General features: G+C 50.1%; 24 protein-coding genes and 1 tRNA gene. 4 read left to right on the forward strand and 21 right to left on the reverse strand.

Going from position 1 to position 20,598, the window contains the following annotated elements; translation table 11 throughout:
- Positions 1–31: 31 nt before the first annotated feature.
- The 15 genes from DWX26_RS03660 to DWX26_RS03730 form a co-directional block, all read right to left on the reverse strand.
- Complete coding sequence (locus DWX26_RS03660) at positions 32–403, reverse strand: winged helix-turn-helix domain-containing protein (RefSeq protein WP_055227948.1); 372 nt, start codon at positions 401–403, stop codon at positions 32–34.
- A gap of 15 nt (positions 404–418) precedes the next feature.
- The gene (locus DWX26_RS03665) at positions 419–655 is read right to left on the reverse strand and encodes a DUF3343 domain-containing protein (RefSeq protein WP_022462466.1); all 237 of its coding nucleotides are present in this window, start codon (positions 653–655) and stop codon (positions 419–421) included.
- 57 nt (positions 656–712) lie between these two features.
- Positions 713–1,861 (reverse strand): aminotransferase class V-fold PLP-dependent enzyme, encoded by a 1,149-nt coding sequence (locus DWX26_RS03670; RefSeq protein ID WP_118600878.1) that lies wholly within the window; start codon positions 1,859–1,861, stop codon positions 713–715.
- Positions 1,858–2,472: a sulfurtransferase-like selenium metabolism protein YedF gene (yedF, locus tag DWX26_RS03675; protein WP_082424948.1), complete on the reverse strand. Its 615-nt coding sequence runs from the start codon at positions 2,470–2,472 to the stop codon at positions 1,858–1,860. The genes DWX26_RS03670 and yedF overlap by 4 nt, the downstream gene beginning before the upstream one ends.
- Positions 2,473–2,498: 26 nt before the next feature.
- Positions 2,499–3,542, reverse strand: coding sequence for a selenide, water dikinase SelD (selD, locus tag DWX26_RS03680; protein ID WP_118600879.1), 1,044 nt, complete (start codon positions 3,540–3,542; stop codon positions 2,499–2,501).
- Positions 3,543–3,563: 21 nt separating this feature from the next.
- On the reverse strand, positions 3,564–4,079 hold the full coding sequence (locus DWX26_RS03685; protein ID WP_022462470.1) for a MogA/MoaB family molybdenum cofactor biosynthesis protein: 516 nt from the start codon (positions 4,077–4,079) through the stop codon (positions 3,564–3,566).
- 3 nt (positions 4,080–4,082) lie between these two features.
- Positions 4,083–4,571 (reverse strand): cyclic pyranopterin monophosphate synthase MoaC, encoded by a 489-nt coding sequence (gene moaC, locus DWX26_RS03690; protein WP_022462471.1) that lies wholly within the window; start codon positions 4,569–4,571, stop codon positions 4,083–4,085.
- A gap of 25 nt (positions 4,572–4,596) precedes the next feature.
- Complete coding sequence (gene yqeC, locus DWX26_RS03695) at positions 4,597–5,433, reverse strand: selenium cofactor biosynthesis protein YqeC (protein ID WP_118600880.1); 837 nt, start codon at positions 5,431–5,433, stop codon at positions 4,597–4,599.
- Positions 5,434–5,571: 138 nt separating this feature from the next.
- Positions 5,572–6,306, reverse strand: a complete 735-nt coding sequence (locus DWX26_RS03700; RefSeq protein ID WP_055227944.1) for an immunoglobulin-like domain-containing protein — start codon at positions 6,304–6,306, stop codon at positions 5,572–5,574.
- 5 nt (positions 6,307–6,311) lie between these two features.
- Complete coding sequence (locus DWX26_RS03705) at positions 6,312–7,013, reverse strand: polysaccharide biosynthesis tyrosine autokinase (RefSeq protein ID WP_055227943.1); 702 nt, start codon at positions 7,011–7,013, stop codon at positions 6,312–6,314.
- Between the two features lie 15 nt (positions 7,014–7,028).
- Positions 7,029–7,772, reverse strand: coding sequence for a YveK family protein (locus tag DWX26_RS03710; protein WP_055228010.1), 744 nt, complete (start codon positions 7,770–7,772; stop codon positions 7,029–7,031).
- Positions 7,773–7,791: 19 nt separating this feature from the next.
- Positions 7,792–8,520: a CpsB/CapC family capsule biosynthesis tyrosine phosphatase gene (locus DWX26_RS03715; protein ID WP_055227942.1), complete on the reverse strand. Its 729-nt coding sequence runs from the start codon at positions 8,518–8,520 to the stop codon at positions 7,792–7,794.
- A gap of 189 nt (positions 8,521–8,709) precedes the next feature.
- The gene (locus DWX26_RS03720; protein ID WP_117802055.1) at positions 8,710–9,891 is read right to left on the reverse strand and encodes a MerR family transcriptional regulator; all 1,182 of its coding nucleotides are present in this window, start codon (positions 9,889–9,891) and stop codon (positions 8,710–8,712) included.
- A 59-nt stretch (positions 9,892–9,950) separates the two neighbouring features.
- Complete coding sequence (rfbB, locus tag DWX26_RS03725) at positions 9,951–10,973, reverse strand: dTDP-glucose 4,6-dehydratase (protein ID WP_022461570.1); 1,023 nt, start codon at positions 10,971–10,973, stop codon at positions 9,951–9,953.
- 148 nt (positions 10,974–11,121) lie between these two features.
- On the reverse strand, positions 11,122–11,961 hold the full coding sequence (locus tag DWX26_RS03730) for a MerR family transcriptional regulator (RefSeq protein WP_118600881.1): 840 nt from the start codon (positions 11,959–11,961) through the stop codon (positions 11,122–11,124).
- A gap of 184 nt (positions 11,962–12,145) precedes the next feature.
- On the opposite strand from DWX26_RS03730, the gene DWX26_RS03735 reads away from it, so the two are divergent.
- Entirely contained in the window at positions 12,146–13,498 is a 1,353-nt protein-coding gene (locus DWX26_RS03735; RefSeq protein WP_118600882.1) for an MATE family efflux transporter, read from the forward strand.
- Between the two features lie 83 nt (positions 13,499–13,581).
- Here DWX26_RS03735 and DWX26_RS03740 read toward each other — a convergent pair whose 3' ends face one another.
- From DWX26_RS03740 to DWX26_RS03755, 4 genes are all read right to left on the reverse strand, one after another.
- Entirely contained in the window at positions 13,582–13,836 is a 255-nt protein-coding gene (locus DWX26_RS03740) for a DUF6171 family protein (RefSeq protein ID WP_118600883.1), read from the reverse strand.
- A 61-nt stretch (positions 13,837–13,897) separates the two neighbouring features.
- Entirely contained in the window at positions 13,898–15,400 is a 1,503-nt protein-coding gene (locus DWX26_RS03745) for an alpha-N-arabinofuranosidase (RefSeq protein WP_117760633.1), read from the reverse strand.
- Positions 15,401–15,600: 200 nt separating this feature from the next.
- Positions 15,601–15,674 (reverse strand) — tRNA-Arg (locus DWX26_RS03750).
- 153 nt (positions 15,675–15,827) lie between these two features.
- On the reverse strand, positions 15,828–16,343 hold the full coding sequence (locus DWX26_RS03755) for a transcription repressor NadR (protein WP_055220692.1): 516 nt from the start codon (positions 16,341–16,343) through the stop codon (positions 15,828–15,830).
- 220 nt (positions 16,344–16,563) lie between these two features.
- Between DWX26_RS03755 and sigG the strand changes: the two genes are divergently transcribed.
- A complete protein-coding gene (sigG, locus tag DWX26_RS03760; RefSeq protein ID WP_055220491.1) occupies positions 16,564–17,349 on the forward strand; it encodes an RNA polymerase sporulation sigma factor SigG in 786 nt (261 codons plus the stop codon).
- Between the two features lie 10 nt (positions 17,350–17,359).
- On the opposite strand, the gene DWX26_RS03765 is transcribed toward sigG, so the two are convergent.
- A complete protein-coding gene (locus DWX26_RS03765; protein WP_118600884.1) occupies positions 17,360–18,163 on the reverse strand; it encodes an AraC family transcriptional regulator in 804 nt (267 codons plus the stop codon).
- Positions 18,164–18,293: 130 nt separating this feature from the next.
- Between DWX26_RS03765 and DWX26_RS03770 the strand changes: the two genes are divergently transcribed.
- Together DWX26_RS03770 and DWX26_RS03775 are read left to right on the forward strand one after the other, a co-directional pair.
- The gene (locus DWX26_RS03770) at positions 18,294–19,424 is read left to right on the forward strand and encodes a glycoside hydrolase family 27 protein (protein ID WP_118600885.1); all 1,131 of its coding nucleotides are present in this window, start codon (positions 18,294–18,296) and stop codon (positions 19,422–19,424) included.
- Positions 19,424–19,615, forward strand: coding sequence for a hypothetical protein (locus DWX26_RS03775; RefSeq protein WP_022461561.1), 192 nt, complete (start codon positions 19,424–19,426; stop codon positions 19,613–19,615). Before DWX26_RS03770 ends, DWX26_RS03775 begins: the two co-directional genes overlap by 1 nt.
- Before the next feature lie 64 nt (positions 19,616–19,679).
- On the opposite strand, the gene DWX26_RS03780 is transcribed toward DWX26_RS03775, so the two are convergent.
- Positions 19,680–20,597, reverse strand: a complete 918-nt coding sequence (locus DWX26_RS03780; RefSeq protein WP_118600886.1) for a metallophosphoesterase — start codon at positions 20,595–20,597, stop codon at positions 19,680–19,682.
- Between the last annotated feature and the right edge of the window lies 1 nt (position 20,598).

The raw sequence follows: 20,598 nt of genomic DNA on the forward strand, positions 1-20,598 counted from the left end.
CCGTTTTGTCAACGTGTCCCCGTAAAAAATGTTATTTTTCTTCTGTTCCAAACCACTTCTGAAACGACGCATCGGCGCCTGCGCGGACTTCTTGTTCAAACTTCCGGTACCGCTTCAGGAATTCTTTTCCCTCCGGGGTCAGTACCGTCTGGCCGCCGTTGCTGCCGCCCCGGTTGCCCTGTACCAGCGGGATGCCGAGATCCTCCTCGGCGCGCTTTAAGATTTTCCATCCCTTCGAGTACGCCATCTGCATGCATTTGCAGCCCTTCAAAAGGGAGCCGGTTGCTTCCACATGCTCCATCAGCTCCGCCACACCGGGACCGAAGGCATGATCCGTCCGGCTGACGCGCAGCCGCATGTCGTACCGCAGCTTCTGTCGTAATGTTTCTTCTTTTTCTTCCATTTCCACCTCACACCTCTACAACAGCACACGGTACTCCGCCTCATAGGCAAGTCCCGCCGTCTGAAGTGCCGCAAGGATTTCTTTTCCCTCTTCCGGCGCTGCTTTCCAGGAAAGACCGCAGCCCGCCGTAATTTCCCGCGGAACGGGGATCATCCTTCCCGGCAGGCCGTGCGCTCTCGCATACTGCTCCATCTGCATCGCCTGCGTTGTCCCCGCAAACGTCAGAATCCAGGTTTCTTTTCGCTGTCTCATATCGTTTCTTCCTTTTTCCAGCTTCTTTTGTATCCCGGATGCCGGCTGCCGCCTCTCTCACTGCTGCATTTCTTCTTCGGCAAACTCCCGCAGAGCCTGCGCGGCAATCCGGACTTCTTCTTCCGTCAGTACATGGGAAAAGCTGAACCTCACGGCTCCCTGCTCCCGTGTCCCGAGTGCTTCGTGCATCAGCGGCGCGCAGTGTGCCCCGCTTCGGACTGCAATACCATAGTTCTCATACAGCCAGTCGCTGACATATCCCGAATCACAGGAGCCGATGTTTAATGCCGCCGTTGGTACCCGCTGCTGCAGATCGTCTGTTCCATATAAAGTAAGTCCCGGGATTCCCTGAATTTCCTCCAGAAAGAGGTGCATCAGCTCCCTCTCTCTTTTGTAAATCATTTCAATCCCCGTCTTCTCCAGATATTCCAGCGATCCCAAAAGTCCCGCAATTCCGTGGACATTTAAAGTTCCCGCTTCCAGGTGCTCCGGCATCGCCGCAGGCTGTTCTTTTTCATAGCTTCGGATTCCGCTTCCGCCCATTTTGAGCGGCCGGATCGAAAGTTCGGGACGGACGTAGATTCCGCCGGTTCCCTGCGGCCCTAATAGTCCCTTGTGGCCGGAAAAGCAGAGCACGTCGATCCCGCTTTTCTGTACATTGATCGGCAGAATCCCCGCTGTCTGCGCCGCATCGACGATCAGAAGCAGGGAATGGTGTTCCGCAATTTCGCACACCCGCGCAAGATCCGTGATATTTCCGGTCAGGTTGGAGGCATGCGTAACGACAAACGCTTTCGTGTTTTTCCGCACTGCCGCTTCCATCTGATCGTAATCGATCCTTCCAGATACATCCGCCGGAATCACGGAAAGCTCCAGTCCCTGTTTTTCCAGTGCATACAGCGGGCGCAGAACGGAATTATGCTCGCAGACTGTCGTGATCACATGATCCCCCGGCCCGAAGAGTCCGAAAATTGCCGTGTTCAGTGCCTCCGTATCGTTGCACGTAAACGCAATCCGCTCTGGACTCTCCGCATGAAACAACTCTGCCAGCCGCATTCTTGTCTCAAAGACGATGCGGCCCGCATCCAGTGTCGCATCGTGTGCACCGCGGCCTGCATTTCCACAGCCGCGCAGTGCCTGGATCATACGCTCCTCTGCTTCTTTTGGATGCCACAGCGACGTTGCCGCCGAATCGAGGTAAATCATGGCTTAATCACGCGGTCTGCGCTGCTCATGCGCTCCACGATGTCATACATGTTGGTCACACTGCCGACCTGCAGCTTTTCAGTGATGCCGTAGAAGTTCAGGCATGTTCCACAGGTCAGAATTTCAACGCCGCGCGCTGCCAGATCTTTCAGATCCTCCAGGGACTCGGAACCCTCGCAGGTCAGCTTTGCACCGCCGTTGTAGCACAGAATCGTATCCGGCAGCTCATCCTGCTGGGTCAGTGCATAAAGGAAGCTCTTCATCAGAATTTTACCCAGCTCCTCGGCTCCTTCGCCCATATGGTCTGCAGAAAGAACGACAAGTTTTGTTTTCTTTGCCGCCGGTACGAGGCATACGGTTTTCTCTTCTGTTTCAGCCGGCTCTGTTTCCGATACGGTGAACTCCACATGATACTCTTTTTCTTTCTTCTCTTTTACCAGAAAGCCATATCCTTTCTGCTGCGCCATTTTTTCCAGGTTCTGCACGGCGATTTCATTATCCACCAGAACCTCCACTTTTCCGCTTCCCGCAAGTTCTGCAATCGCATTTTTTGCCTTTACCAGCGGTACCGGGCACACATCACCCATTGCGTTTACTGTCTTTTTCTCCATCTCTGCCATTTTTCATCCTCCCTGCCTTACCATTTCCTGCTCTGTGTCACATAAATTTCGGTTCCTGCCGGCTCTGTGATTTTTCCAACGATTGCTGCCGGAATCCCCTGCTCCAGCAGTTTTCTCTGCATTTTTTCTGCATCCACGGCATCCACGGCCATCAGAAGCCCTCCCGATGTCTGCGGGTCAAACAGCACCTCCTGCATGCCGAACGGTATATCCTTAAAGGTCACATGCTGCTCCAGATGATTCCGGTTCCGCTGGCCTGCCGCAGTGATCAGAAACTCCTCCGCCGCTTCCACAGCCCCCGGGAACACCGGAATCTGATCCGCCCAGATATGGCAGGACACGCCCGACTCCATCATCTCATGCAGATGTCCTAGGAAACTAAAGCCCGTTACATCGGTACAGGCATGAATGTTATACTTCCGTGCCGTCTCCGAGGCGTACTTATTCAGCGTCATCATCGATTCCACTGCCTTTTGAAATCCACCCGGGTTTTCCTCCCCGACGCGGTGCGCCGCACAGAGAATGCCGGTTCCGAGCGGTTTCGTCAGAATGAGCAGATCACCCACGCGGCCCGTATTGTTCTGCCAGATCCGATCCGGATGCACGGTTCCCGTGACAGAAAGGCCGTATTTTACACTGTCATCCGCAATCGAATGACCGCCGGAGAGCGATCCGCCCGCCTCCTGCACCTTTTCCGCGCCGCCGCGCATGATTTCTCCGAGGACATTCAGATCCATCTGTTCCGGAAAGCAGACGATATTCAGGGCTGTCCGCACCTCTCCGCCCATCGCATAGATGTCGCTTAAGGCATTCGCCGCCGCAATTTTTCCAAACGTGTACGGATCCTCCACCACCGGCGGAAAGAAATCCAGCGTCTGGACCATCGCAAGGTCGTCCGTCAGCCGGTAGACGGATGCATCGTCTTTGCTGTCATAGCCCACCAGCAGATTCTGATCCTTTTCCCCTTTCGGCAGCTTCTCCAGAATATGTTCGAGCACGCCTGCCCCGAGCTTTGCCGTACAGCCGCCGCTCTTACAGAAAATAATTTTTTCTTCTTCCATCGTTACCTGTTCCCTCTTTTTTCAGCTTCTTCCGCACTCTCCGTCCGTTCCGCGCAGAAGTCCCAACGCATGCGGCAGGGTATCAAGTACAAATCCAAGACTCTCTTCCACCGCCTTCGGGCTTCCCGGCAGATTGATAATCAGCGTCCGATGACGGATTGCACTCACTGCCCGGCTCAGCATCGCCCGTTTTGTGATCGCCATGCTGCCCGCGCGGATCGCCTCCGCGATGCCAGGTGCCACACGGCCGGATACCGCCAGAGTTGCCTCCGGTGTCACATCCCGCATGGAAAATCCCGTGCCGCCTGTCGTGAGGACAAGATCGCACTGCTCCAGATCGGCAAGCCGGATCAGTTCCTCCTCGATCATCGCCCGCTCATCCGGCAGAAGGCGCATCGAAACGACCTCATACTGCTCCGCCGGAAGCAGCTCTTTGATCTTTGGGCCGCTCTTATCCTCGCGCTCGCCCTGATAGCCTTTGTCACTTAACGTTACAATTCCCACCCGGAAAACCGGGAAATCTTTCTTTTCTGCCATGCTTTATTTTTCCTCTTTCTGATAGATATAATGACCGCTCTTTCCGCCGTCCTTTTCCAGAATGTGGATATCACGAATCACCATGCCGCGGTCCATCGCCTTGCACATATCGTAGATCGTGAGCAGCGCTGTGGAAACACCAGTCAGCGCCTCCATCTCCACGCCGGTCTTTCCGACACATGATGTGGTGCACACGGCCGTAATAGAATTTGTATTCTCGTCCGTGGTAAATGTCACTTCGCAGTTCGTCAGCGGCACAATGTGGCACAGCGGAATCAACTCCGCATTCTTCTTCGCCCCCATGATGCCTGCCAGCCGTGCAACGCCGAGCACATCGCCTTTTTTCGCCGTATGGTCCCGCACGGCTGCAAATACCTCCGGGCTTACCTGTATAGTTCCCGTCGCCGATGCTGCCCGGTACGTGTCCGGCTTCTCATGGACATCGACCATGACGGCGCTGCCGTCTTTCTTAAAATGGGTAAATTCCGCCATCTGTCTCCTCCGTTCTATTTCCGTTTTATTCTCCAGGTTCCCACTCTTCTTCCGCTTCACGCACGGGAAACTCTGCTCTCCCATACCAGGGATTCGTGTTCTCACCGCTTTGTCTTCTGTTTCCTGTCGCGCACGTAACCAGAACATGCTCGATCCCCTGCCTGCGCAGCAGCTCCACAAGTTTCTCTGCGGCCGCCCGGTGTTCTTTTTTCTCATACTGGTGCAGTACCGCATAAAACGTTCTGCCTTTCAAATCCTTCTGCTGTCCCTGTTCCGATGCGATCAGCCGTGCCAGATCTTCTTCCGTGATATGGTGTTCCATCGTACAGCCAAGCAGTTCCGCCGCCCGTTCTGCCCGAAAGCAGCCCTTGCCAAGCGGCTGTCCCAGTGCCGAAAGACCTGTCACACCAATCACAAGATCTGAAGAGGAAAGCAGCGCCGGTTCATGTTCCGCCGGTGCCTTGCACGGCAGGTGTCTCGCGCCGTCCGCCTCGATCAGCGTCAGATCGGCCTTTTTGCGTGCCGCTTCAAATAGTTCCGTTTCCGGCATGGAAAGCTTTTCCGGATCCCGGCAGGCACTCCCGATAATCGCTGCGCGGCCTGTGCGAAATTTTCTTTCGACCGCTTCCAGACTCTGGTCATGCCATTCCTTCGGCGGACGGTAAATGTGCGTCGAAGTTGTCACCAGTACCTTCTGATCGTTTTTTACGCAAAAGCCTGCCATCTCGTACAGCAGCGTCGTTTTTCCGCCGCCGCCGATGATAGAAACTACATGGTTCTTTTCCTTTAAAAAGGGGAACGCCGTTCCCATTCCTACCGGCTCCAGCTTCTGTTTTTCTGTTTTCTGCCAGATTCGAAGCATCTCCTCTGCCCCCTTCTGCCGTCTTTCTTTCTCACTCTACCATACTCATTTTGGGCTGTCAAATTTTACTCGCGCCGTAAAAACTTGAAAAAAGAACTGCCCCGATCGGGCATCCCCATCAGAGCAGTTCTTCTATTCTTATTGAACGTGTACGGTAAGCACCGCTGCATTTGATCTGTTTCCATCGCTGTCCGTCACATGATACGTCAGCGTGTAATCTCCCGGCACTGCAGTATCCACATCGCCGTCGATCTCAATCTGGTTAAAGAGTGACTCCTGGCTGTCTGCATCATCGGTCATCTCTTTGATATAGCTGGTTTTGTCCAGATCGTTTCCGGCTTCCACTGTTACTTCATACGTATTCAGGTACAGTTTTGGGCTTTCCGCCGGCAGTGCTTCGATTTCCATCTGCGCATCTGTCTCATTTTTTGTGCCCTCTGTGTCATTCTGCTGCGGCTCCTCTGCTGCCGGTGCAGACTCATCTGCCGCCCCACTGTTATCCGTTTCCTGCGTAGCCTCATTTTCCGCCGGGGTATCTTCCGCTGCAGCTTTATAATTCACGCGGCGTGTTGCTTTTGATACATTATTGTGACTGTCCTTTGCCGCATAGACAACCGATGCACTGGTATGATCATCGTTCGGGAAAATGTTTTCAATCATCAGCGAATCTGTCACATCTCCGTCTTTCTCATCCGTTGCAGTAACGCCTTCCAGCAAAGACGCTGTATCACTGCCTTCCTCATACGTTACATCCCCATCAGCTGGAAGCTCGATTTCCGGGCCTTTTCGGTCGTCCGTCACTACGACAGCTGCTGTACCGGCTCCTAGCGCCACGCACAGGACAATCAAACCTGCAACAATCCCTTTTTTCATGGCAGTTAATCGTCCTCCTCCTGGCCGTAATCTCCATATTTGTACTGACCGTATTTTCCGTATTTACCATACGCCTGTTTCTGCATATCCACCTTGTTCAGGACAACGCCAAGCAGCGGGCAGTTACTTCTCTCGAGCTGGCTCTTTACTTCCTGTGCAAAACGATAGCTGATCACACCGGACTCAATGACCATGATTGAACCATCACAGATTTCTGCAACGATTGCACTGTCGATAACGCTTCCAAGCGGAGGAGTATCCACAATCACATAATCGTAAACTTTACGAAGTGCATTTAAAAGACTTCGGAAGTTCTTTCCCCCCAGAAGCTCTGCCGGATTCGGCGGAAACGGGCCGGAATAAATCATGTAAAAGTTCTTTACATTGGTAGAACAGATGACATCCTCCAGAGTTGCCTGACCGGACAGGAAGTGTGCCAGTCCGCGAACAGATTTCTGTGTTTTCGTTCTTCCAAGAAGAACCGATTTCCGAAGATCGGCATCGATCAAAATCACTCTTTTTCCGCTCTCTGCAAGAGAAATGCCGAGCTGCATAGAAACACTGCTCTTTCCCTCATTTGGTGTACAGCTTGTAACCGCGATTACTTTCTTATCTTCTCCGCAGAACTGAAGGTTGGTCCGAAGAGATTTGTAGGCTTCCACAATCTGATAGCCTGATTTTTCCTGTTTTACTACTACCTGATTCACGTTCCGTATCCTCCCTTATTTCTTTCTTCCACGGCCGTTTTTGTTTTTCTTCTTGCTCTTTTTCTGTCCTTCTGCAAGAGGAATTATGCCGAGTGTACTGACACCCAGATAACGTTCTACATCTTCGGAGGTCTGGATGGTGTCATTTGTCAGATAAACAATAATGATGATGACAATCGCGATAAATGCACCTGCTATTGCACCGATCAGCCCGTTTTTCTTAATACTTGGGCTTACCGGCTCATCTGGAATATTCGCCTCATCTACCACATTTACAGCTTCTGTGTTCATAACGTTCTGAATATGATCTGATGCTGCTACACGGATTGCATCCGCCATCTGGCTTGCTACATACGGATCTTCGTCTTTTACTGTAATCGAAAGGATACGCGTATCGTTCTGTGTAGTAACAGTAATTTTGTTCAAAAACTCCTCATAGGTAAGATCCAGATTTAACTGTGCAATAACGGTTTCAACAACCTGACGGCTCTGAATCAGCTCCGCATAGTCTTTGGTTAAAAGAGAACTTGCCTGCAGATCTCCACTTGTTACAGTACTGCTGCTGTCCTGTTTTGACAGTACATACATTTTTGTCGTCGATTCATACTGCGGCTTCATAAATACTTTGCTGACCAGTACCATCAGAAGGCCAAGTGCCAATGCAGCTAAAATCACATAGCCAATTTTGCTCCAGAGCACACGAAGCAGTTCCAGTAAATCGATTTCAATTTCATCCTGATTCTGTTGATTCGTTTCCATCTTCTTCTCCTGACTTTTTTTAGATTTCTCCGGCATCCCTTAAGATTTCCATCGGATTATCGTGGAAAATCCTTTCGGCATATGCCTCTCCCATTTTTTTTGAAACATAGGCAGCGCCTGCTCCTATGTTGGGAATACGTGTTTTTGTGTTGTGGGAATCGCTGCCGACAAAACCGAGCAGATCTTCCTTCATCAGTTTTCTGCAGTAGCGTTTTGCCCCCCACGTATACTTTCCAAGTATACTTTCCACATTCACCTGCAGTCTTGCGCCCATATCCACCAGATCGCTGGAAAATCCGACGCTCTTTACCGTTGCCTGATAGCGCTCCACATGCGCGATAATCGGTTCGTAACCGCAGGACAGTACATTGTAGACTCTCTCACGGATATGCTGTGCGGAATCTCCCTCGGAAAATTCCAACAGAACATAGGATGAACCGGCCATGGTCACATATTTCCGTTTTTCCAGGATATCCTGAAGATCCATGTTCGAGTGAAGTTCACACCCGAGATAAAGCGACATATCCGGATATTCCTTTTTTGCCGCTTCCTGCAGTTTCAGAAACTGCTCATGTACCTTTTTTGCCGGTGTTTCAAACATCCGCCGCCGATAATGCGGTGTGATGATAATCTTCCTGACCCCGTCCTCGTGCTGCATTTTCAGCATCGCCAGCGACTCTTCCAGGTCAGCTGCACCGTCGTCTACCCCCGGGACCATATGGCAGTGTACATCAAATAATTCCTTCATACCTTATCCCTCTTTTTGTGTTCTTTCTTCAAGTCACGCATACTTAGACATTCTACTTTAGTATACATCCTTTTGTGATCTCTGGCAATACAAAAAACATACTCTGTATTTATTTTTTAACATTTTTGTCAAACTTGCCTAAAATGAGGGATAAAAAAGAGACCTCCATTTTCATGTCGGCCTCTCCCGTTATTTTCTGCAGATGAAAACCCCTGCCTCTTTTGTGATCGCAATTCCGCCGTGTTTCTGAATTTTCTTTTCCAGAAATTCTTTGAATTCCCGCTGTCTCGGATACAGATACTCATTCTGATTTCCATGGCAGGAAAGGATATAGTCCAGAAGCGGCTCCGGCCGGTCGACCCAGAGACTGTCCTCGTAGATTCTTTTCTCTACGCTGCCAAAATAAGGCTTTAACTGCTTTTCTCCGTGATCCAGACCAAAAATAGTATACAGCGCCACCTCCGAAAGATTGATCTGCGGATCAAACTCCTGTACCAGATCGGTAATCTCTTTCATATGGCCTTTTCCATACGTACTGCAGTAGAACACGCCGTCATCTGAAAGCACACGGCTGATTTCCTGCAGACCGCGGGACAGATTCTGGACATAGAACAAAACATGATTTGCAATAATCCGGTCGTATTCCGCATCCGGAAACGGAAGCTTCTGGCAGTCCAGTGTCCGGAAATCAAAACAGGATGCCTTTTCTTCTCCCAGATTTTCCGCCGCATCCCGGATCATGCCGTCTGACAGGTCAGACAGACAGATATACTTTCCTTTCAGCACGGATGGCTCCGCTTTTTTCCAGAGCTGTCCGTTTCCGCAGCCAATCTCCAGAATCCGGCGCGCACCGTCAAAATCCATCTGTTCCAGAAGCCACGGGAACCATCCCTTTTTATTTTGGGAATACTGCTCGTGCAGCGAAATACGGATATTCAGGTTTTCCCCGTTTTTGTACTGCTCCACCAGCATCTTTTCCATATCGGTCAGATGAATCAGGTTCAGAATGCCGGTCCAGTCGATCTGGTTCGTCTCCTCCAGAATCTGTGTCGTATTCTGCAGCGCCTTTTCCATCTGCTCCAGATTTTCCATCTTCTTGTGCACAAGTCCGATCTGCATTTTCAATGATTTCAGAATATCCGCACTCGTATCGTGAATCGTCATATTTCCGATCTCATTCAGGGAAAATCCGAGATATTTCAGCGATAAAATTTTCTGCAGCTTCAGAAAATCCTCATCCGAATACATCCGATAACCGGACTCGTTGATAAAGCTTGGCTTCAGCAGCCCTTTTTTGTCGTAATAGCGAATTGTCCGAATGGTCACATGGGCCATCCGGGCAAATTCACCAGTGGTATAATATTGATCCATATCCACCACTCCTTCGCAAAAGCCGCTTTTTTGCGGCCTTTGCATTTCACTTTTCTCTCTTACAGACGGTCTTTGTACATCTCAGCAAAGTAGTTCTGATACTCACCGCTGATGATGTGTTTCCACCAGTCTTCATTGTCCAGATACCACTGGATTGTCTGTGCAATTCCGGTATCGAAATTGTATTTTGGTTTCCATCCAAGTTCAGTCTCGATCTTGGTCGGATCGATTGCATATCTTCTGTCATGGCCCGGGCGGTCTTTTACGTATTTGATCAGAGATTCCGGTTTGTCCAGAGCTTTCAGGATGGTCTGTACTACCTGAAGGTTTGTTCTCTCGTTGTGTCCGCCAATGTTGTAAACCTCGCCTACTTTACCTTTATGGATAATCAGGTCGATTGCTTCACAATGGTCGGATACGTGCAGCCAGTCTCTGACATTCTCACCGTTTCCGTATACCGGAAGCTCTTCGTCTGCCAGTGCGCGGCTGATCATAAGCGGAATCAGCTTTTCCGGGAAGTGATACGGGCCGTAGTTGTTGGAGCATCTGGAAACGGTAACCGGGGTACCGAAGGTTCTGTGGTAAGCCAGTACAAACAGGTCTGCGCTTGCTTTGGATGCAGAGTACGGGCTGGAGGTGTGGATCGGGGTATTCTCTGTAAAGAACAGGTCCGGGCGATCCAGCGGAAGGTCTCCGTAAACTTCATCGGTAGATACCTGATGATATCTCTTTACGCCGAATTTTCTGGAAGCATCCAGCAGTACACGGGTTCCCATTACGTTGGTCTGAACAAAGATGCCAGGATCCTCGATGGAACGGTCTACATGGCTCTCTGCTGCGAAGTTGACAACAACGTCAAATTTCTCTTTTTCAAACAGATCCATGATGAAAGCTTCGTCTGCGATATCACCTTTTACAAATTTGTAGTTCGGTTTGTCCTCAACCGGTTTCAGAGTCTCCAGGTTTCCCGCATAGGTCAGCAGGTCCAGGTTTACGATCTGATAATCCGGGTATTTGTTTACCATGTGATGTACGAAGTTTCCGCCGATAAATCCGGCTCCGCCTGTTACTAATACTTTCATGCTTTTTCTCCTTTTTGGTGTGTTTATCGTCTCAGTTTTATGTCAATTCAACTTGTTGTACCCTCACTATAATGGGTGACGTTGCGTCATGGTCAAGAGGAGAATGAAAAAAGTTTGTGAAAATCTTGTTTTTTCCCCTCCTACCTGTCTATCTTAAAATTTTTACGGCGATTCTCGTAATATACTGTTCCATTTTCTGACTGGTCAGCGCGTCCACCATATATTCCTCATAAAAGCGGTCGTCCAGCAAAAGTCTCTGTTCCGTGGCATACCGGAACAGCTTCCGGTACGCCGCTTCAATTCCCTGCCACGGTCCTTTATAATAATAGCAAAGATACTCTCCCTCCGGCCGAACCGTGTATCGCACTTTCGCCGGCACACGATCAAAAATCAGATAAAAATCACGGTAATCCAGAAAATTCCCCGTTTCCAGTGTTTCCCGTTTCTGAACAAACCCAACATTATACGAACTTCGATTTCCGTATTGCCCACAGTAAGCATAGAGCTCTCCGATTTTCTGATTGACTGCCAGATTATCCGCTGACTCGCTGTGATTCGTGACAAGATACTGCAACGGCAGGGTATGAATTCCCACAGGACAGAAGGGATCTTTTTCAAACGCCTCACGGCATTCCGCCGATGCCTGTGCCAGAAACCGCTTCTTTTCCCCAATCCAGCGCTGCATCTCGCGGAGCCGCTGCATTTTTTCGCGCACCACCTTCTCCTCCTGTTCCAGCAGTACTCCGAATTTTTCAGGACTTCGCTGTTCCAGATAATTTCGAATCTCTGCCAGCGGCATGCCCAGCTCCCGCAGCATTCCGATCACATCAAATGTTTCCATCTGGTCCATCGCATAATACCGATAGCCGTTTGCCTCTCTTCTTTTTGGTACAAACAGACCAATCTCATCATAATGAAAAAGCGTTTCCTTTGTCGTGCCTACCAGCGCTGCAAATCGCCCCGCGCTTAAATACTCCTGTTTTCCCATTTCTGACTCCTTTTCCTGAACATTTGCTCTCGGAATTTTTCCTGTTTTTCACCTTTTTTGCACTTGACTATAGGGTTACCCTATCCTTTATAATAGCAAACGATTCAAATTTTCACAAGAAATCTTTCCCATCTAAAGCGTGTCTGAAAAAGGCTTTTCACACATAAAAAGGAGGTTTTCGATTATGAGTCAGTCACTCGCCAAAGATTTCAACTTCCGCTCTCTGCTGAAGTTTGCGTTTCCATCGATCATCATGATGATCTTTATGTCTCTCTACAGTATTGTGGATGGCTTTTTCATCGCACAGTACGTGGACAGCATGGCGCTTTCCGCCGCCAATATCGTCTATCCTGCCGTCAGCATTCTTCTTGCCGTCGGCATCATGTTCGGTACCGGAGGCAGCGCCGTTGTCGCCGCAAAGATCGGACAGGAAAAACAGGAGGAAGCCAACCGTAACTTTTCTGCCCTTACCCTTACCACACTGATCATCGGTATTCTGGGCGCAGTGCTCGGCAACCTGTTTTGCCGCCAGATCTGCAGTCTGCTCGGTGCAACGCCGGTGCTGATGGATTACGGTACCGCCTATCTGCGGACGATCCTTTCCTTTGCCCCTGTCTGTCTTCTCCAGGCGCTGTTCCAGTCCTTCTTTGTAACGGCAGGACGCCCGGGACTCGGACTTTCCCTTACGGTGTCCGCCGGCATTACCAACATGCTTCTGGACTATCTGTTTGTCGTTCCGCTCCATCTTGGTGTTGCTGGAGCTGCCCTTGCCACCGGCCTTGGCCAGTGCATTCCGGCCGTTGCCGGCATTTTATACTTTACCTTTGCCCGCAAAGGCCTTCGCTTCACCCGTCCGGAATTTTCCAAAGGCCTGCTCTCCACAAGCTGCTTCAACGGTTCCTCCGAGATGGTCAGCAATCTTTCTGCAGCCGTTGTCACTTACCTTTTCAACATGCTGATGCTGAAATTTGAGGGCGAAATCGGTGTTGCCGCCATCACGGCGATTCTGTACGGACAGTTTCTCTTTGTTGCGCTGTACCTCGGCTACAGTATCGGCGTTGCACCTGTGTTCAGCTTCAACTACGGCAGCCGGAACAAACAGCGGCTGATCCGGCTTTACCGCATCAGTATCCGCTTCGTTGTGGTAAGCTCTGTGATCATCGCACTTGTGGCCGCCTTCGGTTCTCCTGTTATTTCCGCCGTTTTCATGCAGAAAGGCACGTACGGCTTTGAACTGACACGCCACGGCGGATATCTGTTCTCCATCGCTTACCTGTTCTGCGGTACGAATATCGTCGCCTCCGGCATTTTTACGGCACTGTCAGACGGAAAGACCTCTGCTTTGATTTCTTTTTTGCGAACCTTCGTCTTTATCGTTCTCTCCGCGCTGCTTCTGCCGCTCGTGCTTGGCACCAACGGTGTGTGGCTGTCGATTCCGGTCGCCGAATTTCTGACGCTGTTCATCTCCGTGCCGAAGCTGTCCCGCTATTTCAAGGATCCGAAAGTCGCAACGGAGACGCAAACGAGTCCCAACTGATCTTACCGACTTCGCTGATTCTCAAAACCCCGCACAGGGATCCGTTGTTTTCACAGGATCCGCTGTGCGGGGTTTCTCTTTTGCTACCACTTTTTCCCCGGGCAGTCCCGCAGTGCAATCGCTGCCCGCATCTCCACGTAGCAGCCGCACATGCGGCACATGCCGGACAGCAGCTTTTCACACTCCTTACAGAGGGAAAGCCGCCGCTCGTATTCCTCCTCCGGCGTTTTATCGTCCGCCGGAATTCTTGCAATATAATCATACATATTCTGAAAAAAGCCTGCCTCGTCCATCTCACGAAGCAGGCATTTTTTACAGATCCTGGTATTTCCGTCCATCAAACTCCTCCGGAACCGAATCTTTTTTCATCCCAGATATCTTCTGGTTTTTATGGTTTCCCTATTTTACGGCGATATGAAGCACACTGCACGCCGGAATGGTAAAGGAAATTCCCTCTTTTGTTGCCTGCACACCGTCAAAGCCCTGAACGCCAACCGTCTCCGGCGCTTCAAAGGTGTTTTTATCCTGCATATGGCCGGTTACGATCTCGGCTTTGATCTCGCCGGCTTCTTTTCCAAGAAGTACCGCCTCTACCGGATATGCTTTCTCCAGATCCACATTCGTCATCGTGATATGAAGTACACCGTTGGCATCTACCGAAACAGATTCCGTCAGATTCGGAACCATGTATTCGTCTTCCAGACCAACCTGCTCCGTTTCCAGAGAGCTTGCCAGAAGATCATTTTCCTGATGTACCTGATACAGATCAAAAACATGATACGTCGGAGTTTTGACCATCTTCTCCCCCTCGGTCAGGATCATCGACTGCAGAACATTTACCATTTGTGCGATGTTTGCCATCTTGACGCGGTCGCTGTGTTTGTTGAAGAGATTCAGGTTGATCCCTGCGACCAGTGCGTCACGCATGGTATTCTGCTGATACAGAAATCCCGGATTTGTTCCAGGCTCTACATCATACCAGGTACCCCACTCATCCACGATCATGCCGACCTTTTTGTCCGGGTCGTACTGATCCATAATGGCGCTGTGGCGGCGGATCAGCTCTTCCATATACATCGTTTTTTTCATGGTCTTATACCAGTCTTTTTCCGCAAATTCCGTTGCACTTCCCTTGTGATCCCAGGTTTCCGGCACCGTATAGTAATGAAGCGACAGGCCATCCATCATGCCATGCTGCTGTGGGGAGGTTCTGCGGAAGCATGCTTTCATCACTTCCTGCGTCCACTCATAATCATCCGCATTGGCGCCGCAGGCAATCTTCCGGATCTTTTTGTTTCCATCGTAATCACGCACAAAGGTCTGATATCTGCGGTACATATTTCCGTAGAATTCCGGATTCATATTTCCGCCGCAGCCCCAGTTCTCATTGCCGACGCCGAAGAAATCGACGGTCCATGGCTTTTCGTGGCCATTTTCCGCACGAAGGTCTGCCATCGGAGATACACCGTCAAATGTCATATATTCAACCCACTCCGACATCTCCTGTACAGTACCGCTTCCCATATTTCCGTTGATATAGGTTTCACATCCGATCTGACGGCAGAGTTCAAAAAACTCGTGGGTACCGAAGCTGTTGTCCTCGACAACACCGCCCCAGTTGGTGTTGATCATTTTTTTGCGGCTTTCTTTCGGTCCGATACCGTCTTTCCAGTGATATTCATCTGCAAAACATCCGCCCGGCCAGCGCAGTACCGGAACTTTGATATTTTTCAGTGCTTCAACAACATCGGTACGCATTCCGTTCACGTTCGGAATATCGGAATTTTCTCCTACATAGAGTCCTTCATAAATACATCTTCCCAGATGCTCCGAAAACTGTCCCTGGATTTCCTTATTGATTTTTGAAAGCTTTCTGTTCGCATCAATTACTAACTTAGCCATAACTTGTCCCCTTTCGAGATCTTAAATTTGGCTTTATTATAGGAGATGTATCTCACTTGTGTCAATGAGCGTACAAGTTGTTTCCCCATGATTTTTTCAAAAAGTGCGGCCGTCTGGCTGCTGACCAAAAGGCCGCTTGTTTTATTTTTCATTCTGCATACGAAAAAACCGCCCTGGTTTTCACCAGGACGGTTACCGTCCGTGCGTTAGAGGATTCGAACCCCCGACCTTTTGGTCCGTAGCCAAACGCTCTATCCAGCTGAGCTAAACGCACATTTCTTTGTCGCTTTAGAACTCTTTGTTTATCACTCGTTCCCGCTGACATCATGTATATTACACTATCCTAAGAGAAAAGTCAACACCTTTTTGAAAAAAATTTAAAATTTTTTCGAATAACAGTTTTTTGTGAAAATAAGGGCTTTTTCCCCTATTTCACAGTCCGCACCAGGTAGTCTTTCTTTCGCAGTTCCTCTTCAATCAGATCCAGGGTCTGCGCAGAGTCTGCCGATACGGTATGAAAATGTTCCCCTGATGTGATATTCTTCAGCGGCCGTGATTTTCCCTGCCGGATTTCTTCCATAAACAGTGCCACCTTATTTCGTGAACTGATATTAAGTTCCGCCCGCAGTTCTCCGTAAACCTCGTGACGCACAATCACATCCAGCACAACGCCGCCGAAATCCACAATTGTATTCAGCTCGTCCTGCATCTGCTCATCCGTGTGATTCACCTCAAAGACCCGCGTCTCTCTCACCGGGCTGCTGCAGATGTAGCCGCGGTTTGTCGCAATCACATCGTATCCGGCAGCGCGGATCAGGGCAATGTCCTGGACAATCACCTGACGGCTGACTTCACAGCTCTTCGCCAGCGCTGCACCGGAGACCGGCGTCTTACTGTTTGTTATTCTTTGAAGAATCTCTTCTCTTCGTTCCTTTCCACTCATCATAAAACAAGACCTCGCATTTCGTACACTTCCCTTATCTTATCACACTTTCCGCCGTTTCTACAATAGCAGGAAATCATTTTCCAAAAGCTTTGTCAAGGACTAAAACTTTATGAAATTTTCCGGGCTCTCGTATATTCGTCCCGCCAACTGCCAATCATGAACGTATAACAGTAACGAACGGTAACCATACGTTCCATGTTTCAGGAGGATGCATACCATGGCGATCAATAAAGTTGAACTGTGCGGAGTCAATACATCACGCCTTCCCGTACTGAATGCCGAAGAAAAGGAGACTCTGCTGAAAAAGGCCCGCGAAGGAGATGCTGCCGCCCGCGAACGCTACATTCAGGGCAATCTGCGCCTTGTCTTAAGCGTGATCAAGCGCTTCTCCAACAGCAGTGAAAACGCCGACGATCTCTTTCAGATCGGCTGTATCGGCCTGATTAAGGCGATTGATAACTTCGACACGACCTTAAACGTCCGTTTTTCCACCTATGCCGTGCCGATGATCATCGGTGAAATCCGGCGGTATCTGCGTGACAACAATGCGATCCGCGTCAGCCGTTCCCTCAGGGATACTGCCTACCGCGCCATCTGCGCCCGCGAACTTTATCTCAAGCAGAACCAGAAAGAGCCTTCGATCGAGGAAATCGCCGCTGAAATCGGCATTGGAAAAGAGGATATCGTCTATGCCCTCGATGCAATCCAAAGCCCGATGAGTCTGTATGAGCCCGTCTACACGGAAGGCGGCGATACCCTGTATGTCATGGATCAGTTAAGTGATAAGAAAAATAAAGAAGAAAACTGGGTGCAGAACCTCGCCCTGCAGGACGCGGTCGCCCGTCTCAATGAGCGCGAACGCCAGATCATCCGCATGCGTTTCTATGAGGGGCAGACCCAGATGGAGGTTGCCCGGGAAATCGGCATCTCGCAGGCGCAGGTCAGCCGGCTGGAAAAGTCCGCCCTGCGCTCTATGCGGAATTATCTCTCCGACGAGCGGTAACGCCCGCCGTTCACTGAATTTCTGCAAACTGCAGCCGGTAATCCGACGGCGGCATTCCATAGTGTTTCCGGAACACACGGGAATAGTAAAAAGGATCTTCAAATCCGCACGACAGCGCCGTCTGTTTGACCGTCATCCCCATCTGCAGCAGCTTTTCTGACTGCTGCAGCCGATATTCCAGCAGATACTGTCCTGGTGACCAGCCGATTTTCTTCTGAAACAGACGGTTCAGCGTTGTGCGGCTGACCGCCATTTTCCGCGCAATTGTCTCCGCGCAGAACTCACTCCTGTGATACCCTGCGGCAATCAGAACCATCGCTTCCATGATCCGCGGATCTTCCTTCTTTCTCTCCTCCCGCTGCGGCTCCGCCAGATCCTGGTACACGCCCAGAAGCGCAAGCAGCACACCGACGGCCTCCTGGCTGTTCCGGCGATAGAGTTCCATCTGGCAGAGACGCTCAAAATACGGCAGAAGCCTTTCCTGACGGAGAGGCGGCGCCGCCGGCTGCTGTGGGTTCAGTACCGACCGTGCCAGAATCTGCCGGCATTGTTCCCCGACAAAATCAACCCACACATATTCCCACGGCTCGTTCTCATCCGGCGCGTACTGCACCACCTGCTCTGGACAGATTAAAAAGCTCTGTCCGGCGGTAAGTGTGTACGTCTTTTTCCCGCAGGTAAACGTTCCCTTTCCGCTTATAATATAATGTATAATATAGCACTGCCGTACACCCGGCCCCCAGGAATGCAGATCATGGCAGTCCTGCCACCCGGCATCGACAGGCCGGATCCCGTTCATTTCTGATACAAGCATATTCTTTCCTTTTCCCGTATTTTATTCTTTATGAAGCAAAAATCCATGCTTTTGTCTTAAAATTCCATGGTTTTGCTCTGGAAATCCATCTATACTCAAAGTACATCAAAACTTACGGGAGGTCAATACTATGATCAAACTTACACCGCCGATGGGCTGGAATTCCTGGAACACCTTCGGAGAAAATATCAATGAAAAAATGATTTTTGAAACTGCTGATGTCATGGCCGAGAGCGGCCTGCGCGATAAAGGATACGAATATCTTGTCATCGACGACTGCTGGTCCTTACGTGAACGCGATGAAAATGGCCGTCTTGTGCCGGATCCGGAAAAATTTCCGCATGGTATGAAAGCCGTTGCCGATTACGTTCATTCCAAAGGGCTGAAATTCGGTATGTATTCCTGCGCCGGAAACATGACGTGTGCCGGCTACCCTGGCAGCTATGAGCACGAATTTGTCGATGCGGAAACTTTCGCATCCTGGGATGTTGATTTCTTAAAATACGACTACTGCTACCACAGCCCGCTCCTGCACGGAAAATATCTGTACCGCCGCATGGGACTGGCACTCGAGAACTGCGGCCGCGACATTCTCTTCTCTGCCTGCTCCTGGGGTGCCGATGAAACGCATGAGTGGATCAAAGAAACCGGCGCTTCCATGTGGCGTTCCACCGGCGACATCTTTGATACCTGGGATTCTGTCAAAGATCTCGTGGCACAGCAGGAAAAACTGCATCCGTACAACGGCGTCGGCTGCTTCAACGATATGGACATGCTGATCGTCGGCATGCATGGAAAAGGAAATGTTGGACTGGCCGGCTGCAGCGATGTCCAGTATCAGACACACTATGCACTGTGGGCATTCCTTGGCTCCCCGCTGATGATCGGCTGCGACATCCGCCAGATGAGCGACGAAACCCGCCGCATTCTCATGAATGACGAAATGATCCGCATCAACCAGGATCCGCTCTGCCGTCAGCCGTATAAAGTGAAAAACCATGCATGGAATGACAAGGTTCTGATCTATGTGAAGGCACTCGCAGACGGAGATCTCGCCATCGGTATGTTCAATCTCAGTGATGAAAAATCACGTGCAGCCATGAATCTGGATGAGATCGGCCTTCCGTTCTCCACCGGCCGTACTCTGGAACTTACTGAGGTCTGGACCTGCGAGAACCTGTGTGCAAACAATGCATCCCTTGTCACAGAACTCGAGCCGTTTGCATCAAAAGTATACCGTGCAAAGGTCGTAAAACTCTGATGGCACGCTGTATGCAGTGCGGCAAAGAACTCACACATAACGAGATCGGCGCCCACCGTAAATTTATCAACCGCGGCGCAGAACAGTTTTTCTGCAAGCAGTGTCTTGCCGAGCATCTCGGTGTAACGCCGGAGCTCATTGACGAAAAGATCGAACAGTTCAAGCGACAGGGATGTACCCTGTTTGTATAAGGCCGCTGCATGTAACGCACAGAGTCAGATTTCCATGCATCAGGAATCCGGCTCTGTGTTATTTTTATGTTTTATGAAGGTTTCCGTCCGGCATCAGTTCCACGCAGGCAATCTCGGGAATGTTATTGAACCGCGGAACCAATTCCGTATTTCCAAGTCCGGACGACAGCACCAGATGCCGTTTTCCATCCTCCGAGTCAAAAATCCCCTTCAGCTGTCCCGGAAACCATCCCATGTCCGGCGCATAAACACCGCCAATGCCAGGCAGAATGACCTGGCCGCCGTGAAGATGGCCGGAAAATACGCAGTCAATGTCCCACTCCTCCAGCCCATCATTTTTCAGCCAGGCAATCGGAAGATGGCTGAGCAGGATTTTGTAACGGTCAGTGTTCTCAAAATCCCACAAGAACTTACACTCTCCTGGATCCGCTTCGCCAGTTTCCAGATATTTGTCCGGGAGACAGTAACCGTAAATGCCGCCGATACGGAGGGGCTGGCTGTTGATGGTGATGTCTTTATATTCATAGTTCAGGACGGTGGCGCCGGCAGATTCGTAGAGAGCGGTAATGTCTGTACCGTAGTTCTGCTCGTATTCCAGTTCATGGTTGCCGAGGGAGATGTATGTTGGGGCGATTGCAGATAATTCTGCCAGCAGCGTTACCGCAATATTATTATCTGGCTCATTTGCATTTAGAAGATCACCGGTGATCATAATCAAATCTGGTGACTTCATTGCTGCTTTAGAAATCAGATATTTATTATCTGAACCAAAGATGCTGTTATGGAGATCTGTTATTTGTATCAGACAAATTTCTTCCGAAATTTTCTTCGATTGCAGTATATATGTTATGCTGTTTAGATTATATTTCGATTTTATAACACTTTTTCCTGTTATGAACAGAGGCATAACAACCAATATGCCCACTACCCTGCGCAGCTTGTACCCGTTTTTACATCGTTTTCTCATTCTATTTCTAACCATC

The sequence above is a fragment of the Blautia sp. AF19-1 genome (assembly GCF_003479155.1).
In the GTDB taxonomy this organism is placed as follows: domain Bacteria; phylum Bacillota; class Clostridia; order Lachnospirales; family Lachnospiraceae; genus Fusicatenibacter; species Fusicatenibacter saccharivorans.

Coding starts and splice junctions, on each gene's coding strand:
- DWX26_RS03720 (WP_117802055.1), bottom strand. CDS start 9,891: ATGGATCAATATTATACCACTGGTGAATTTGCCCGGATGGCCCATGTG.
- DWX26_RS03665 (WP_022462466.1), bottom strand. CDS start 655: ATGAGACAGCGAAAAGAAACCTGGATTCTGACGTTTGCGGGGACAACG.
- sigG (WP_055220491.1), top strand. CDS start 16,564: ATGGCGATCAATAAAGTTGAACTGTGCGGAGTCAATACATCACGCCTT.
- DWX26_RS03745 (WP_117760633.1), bottom strand. CDS start 15,400: ATGGCTAAGTTAGTAATTGATGCGAACAGAAAGCTTTCAAAAATCAAT.
- DWX26_RS03670 (WP_118600878.1), bottom strand. CDS start 1,861: ATGATTTACCTCGATTCGGCGGCAACGTCGCTGTGGCATCCAAAAGAA.
- DWX26_RS03660 (WP_055227948.1), bottom strand. CDS start 403: ATGGAAGAAAAAGAAGAAACATTACGACAGAAGCTGCGGTACGACATG.
- DWX26_RS03730 (WP_118600881.1), bottom strand. CDS start 11,961: ATGGGAAAACAGGAGTATTTAAGCGCGGGGCGATTTGCAGCGCTGGTA.
- DWX26_RS03735 (WP_118600882.1), top strand. CDS start 12,146: ATGAGTCAGTCACTCGCCAAAGATTTCAACTTCCGCTCTCTGCTGAAG.
- DWX26_RS03770 (WP_118600885.1), top strand. CDS start 18,294: ATGATCAAACTTACACCGCCGATGGGCTGGAATTCCTGGAACACCTTC.
- selD (WP_118600879.1), bottom strand. CDS start 3,542: ATGGAAGAAGAAAAAATTATTTTCTGTAAGAGCGGCGGCTGTACGGCA.
- moaC (WP_022462471.1), bottom strand. CDS start 4,571: ATGGCGGAATTTACCCATTTTAAGAAAGACGGCAGCGCCGTCATGGTC.
- DWX26_RS03780 (WP_118600886.1), bottom strand. CDS start 20,597: ATGGTTAGAAATAGAATGAGAAAACGATGTAAAAACGGGTACAAGCTG.
- DWX26_RS03775 (WP_022461561.1), top strand. CDS start 19,424: ATGGCACGCTGTATGCAGTGCGGCAAAGAACTCACACATAACGAGATC.
- DWX26_RS03755 (WP_055220692.1), bottom strand. CDS start 16,343: ATGAGTGGAAAGGAACGAAGAGAAGAGATTCTTCAAAGAATAACAAAC.
- DWX26_RS03715 (WP_055227942.1), bottom strand. CDS start 8,520: ATGAAGGAATTATTTGATGTACACTGCCATATGGTCCCGGGGGTAGAC.
- DWX26_RS03765 (WP_118600884.1), bottom strand. CDS start 18,163: ATGCTTGTATCAGAAATGAACGGGATCCGGCCTGTCGATGCCGGGTGG.
- yedF (WP_082424948.1), bottom strand. CDS start 2,472: ATGGAGAAAAAGACAGTAAACGCAATGGGTGATGTGTGCCCGGTACCG.
- DWX26_RS03700 (WP_055227944.1), bottom strand. CDS start 6,306: ATGAAAAAAGGGATTGTTGCAGGTTTGATTGTCCTGTGCGTGGCGCTA.
- DWX26_RS03685 (WP_022462470.1), bottom strand. CDS start 4,079: ATGGCAGAAAAGAAAGATTTCCCGGTTTTCCGGGTGGGAATTGTAACG.
- DWX26_RS03740 (WP_118600883.1), bottom strand. CDS start 13,836: ATGGACGGAAATACCAGGATCTGTAAAAAATGCCTGCTTCGTGAGATG.
- rfbB (WP_022461570.1), bottom strand. CDS start 10,973: ATGAAAGTATTAGTAACAGGCGGAGCCGGATTTATCGGCGGAAACTTC.
- yqeC (WP_118600880.1), bottom strand. CDS start 5,433: ATGCTTCGAATCTGGCAGAAAACAGAAAAACAGAAGCTGGAGCCGGTA.
- DWX26_RS03710 (WP_055228010.1), bottom strand. CDS start 7,772: ATGGAAACGAATCAACAGAATCAGGATGAAATTGAAATCGATTTACTG.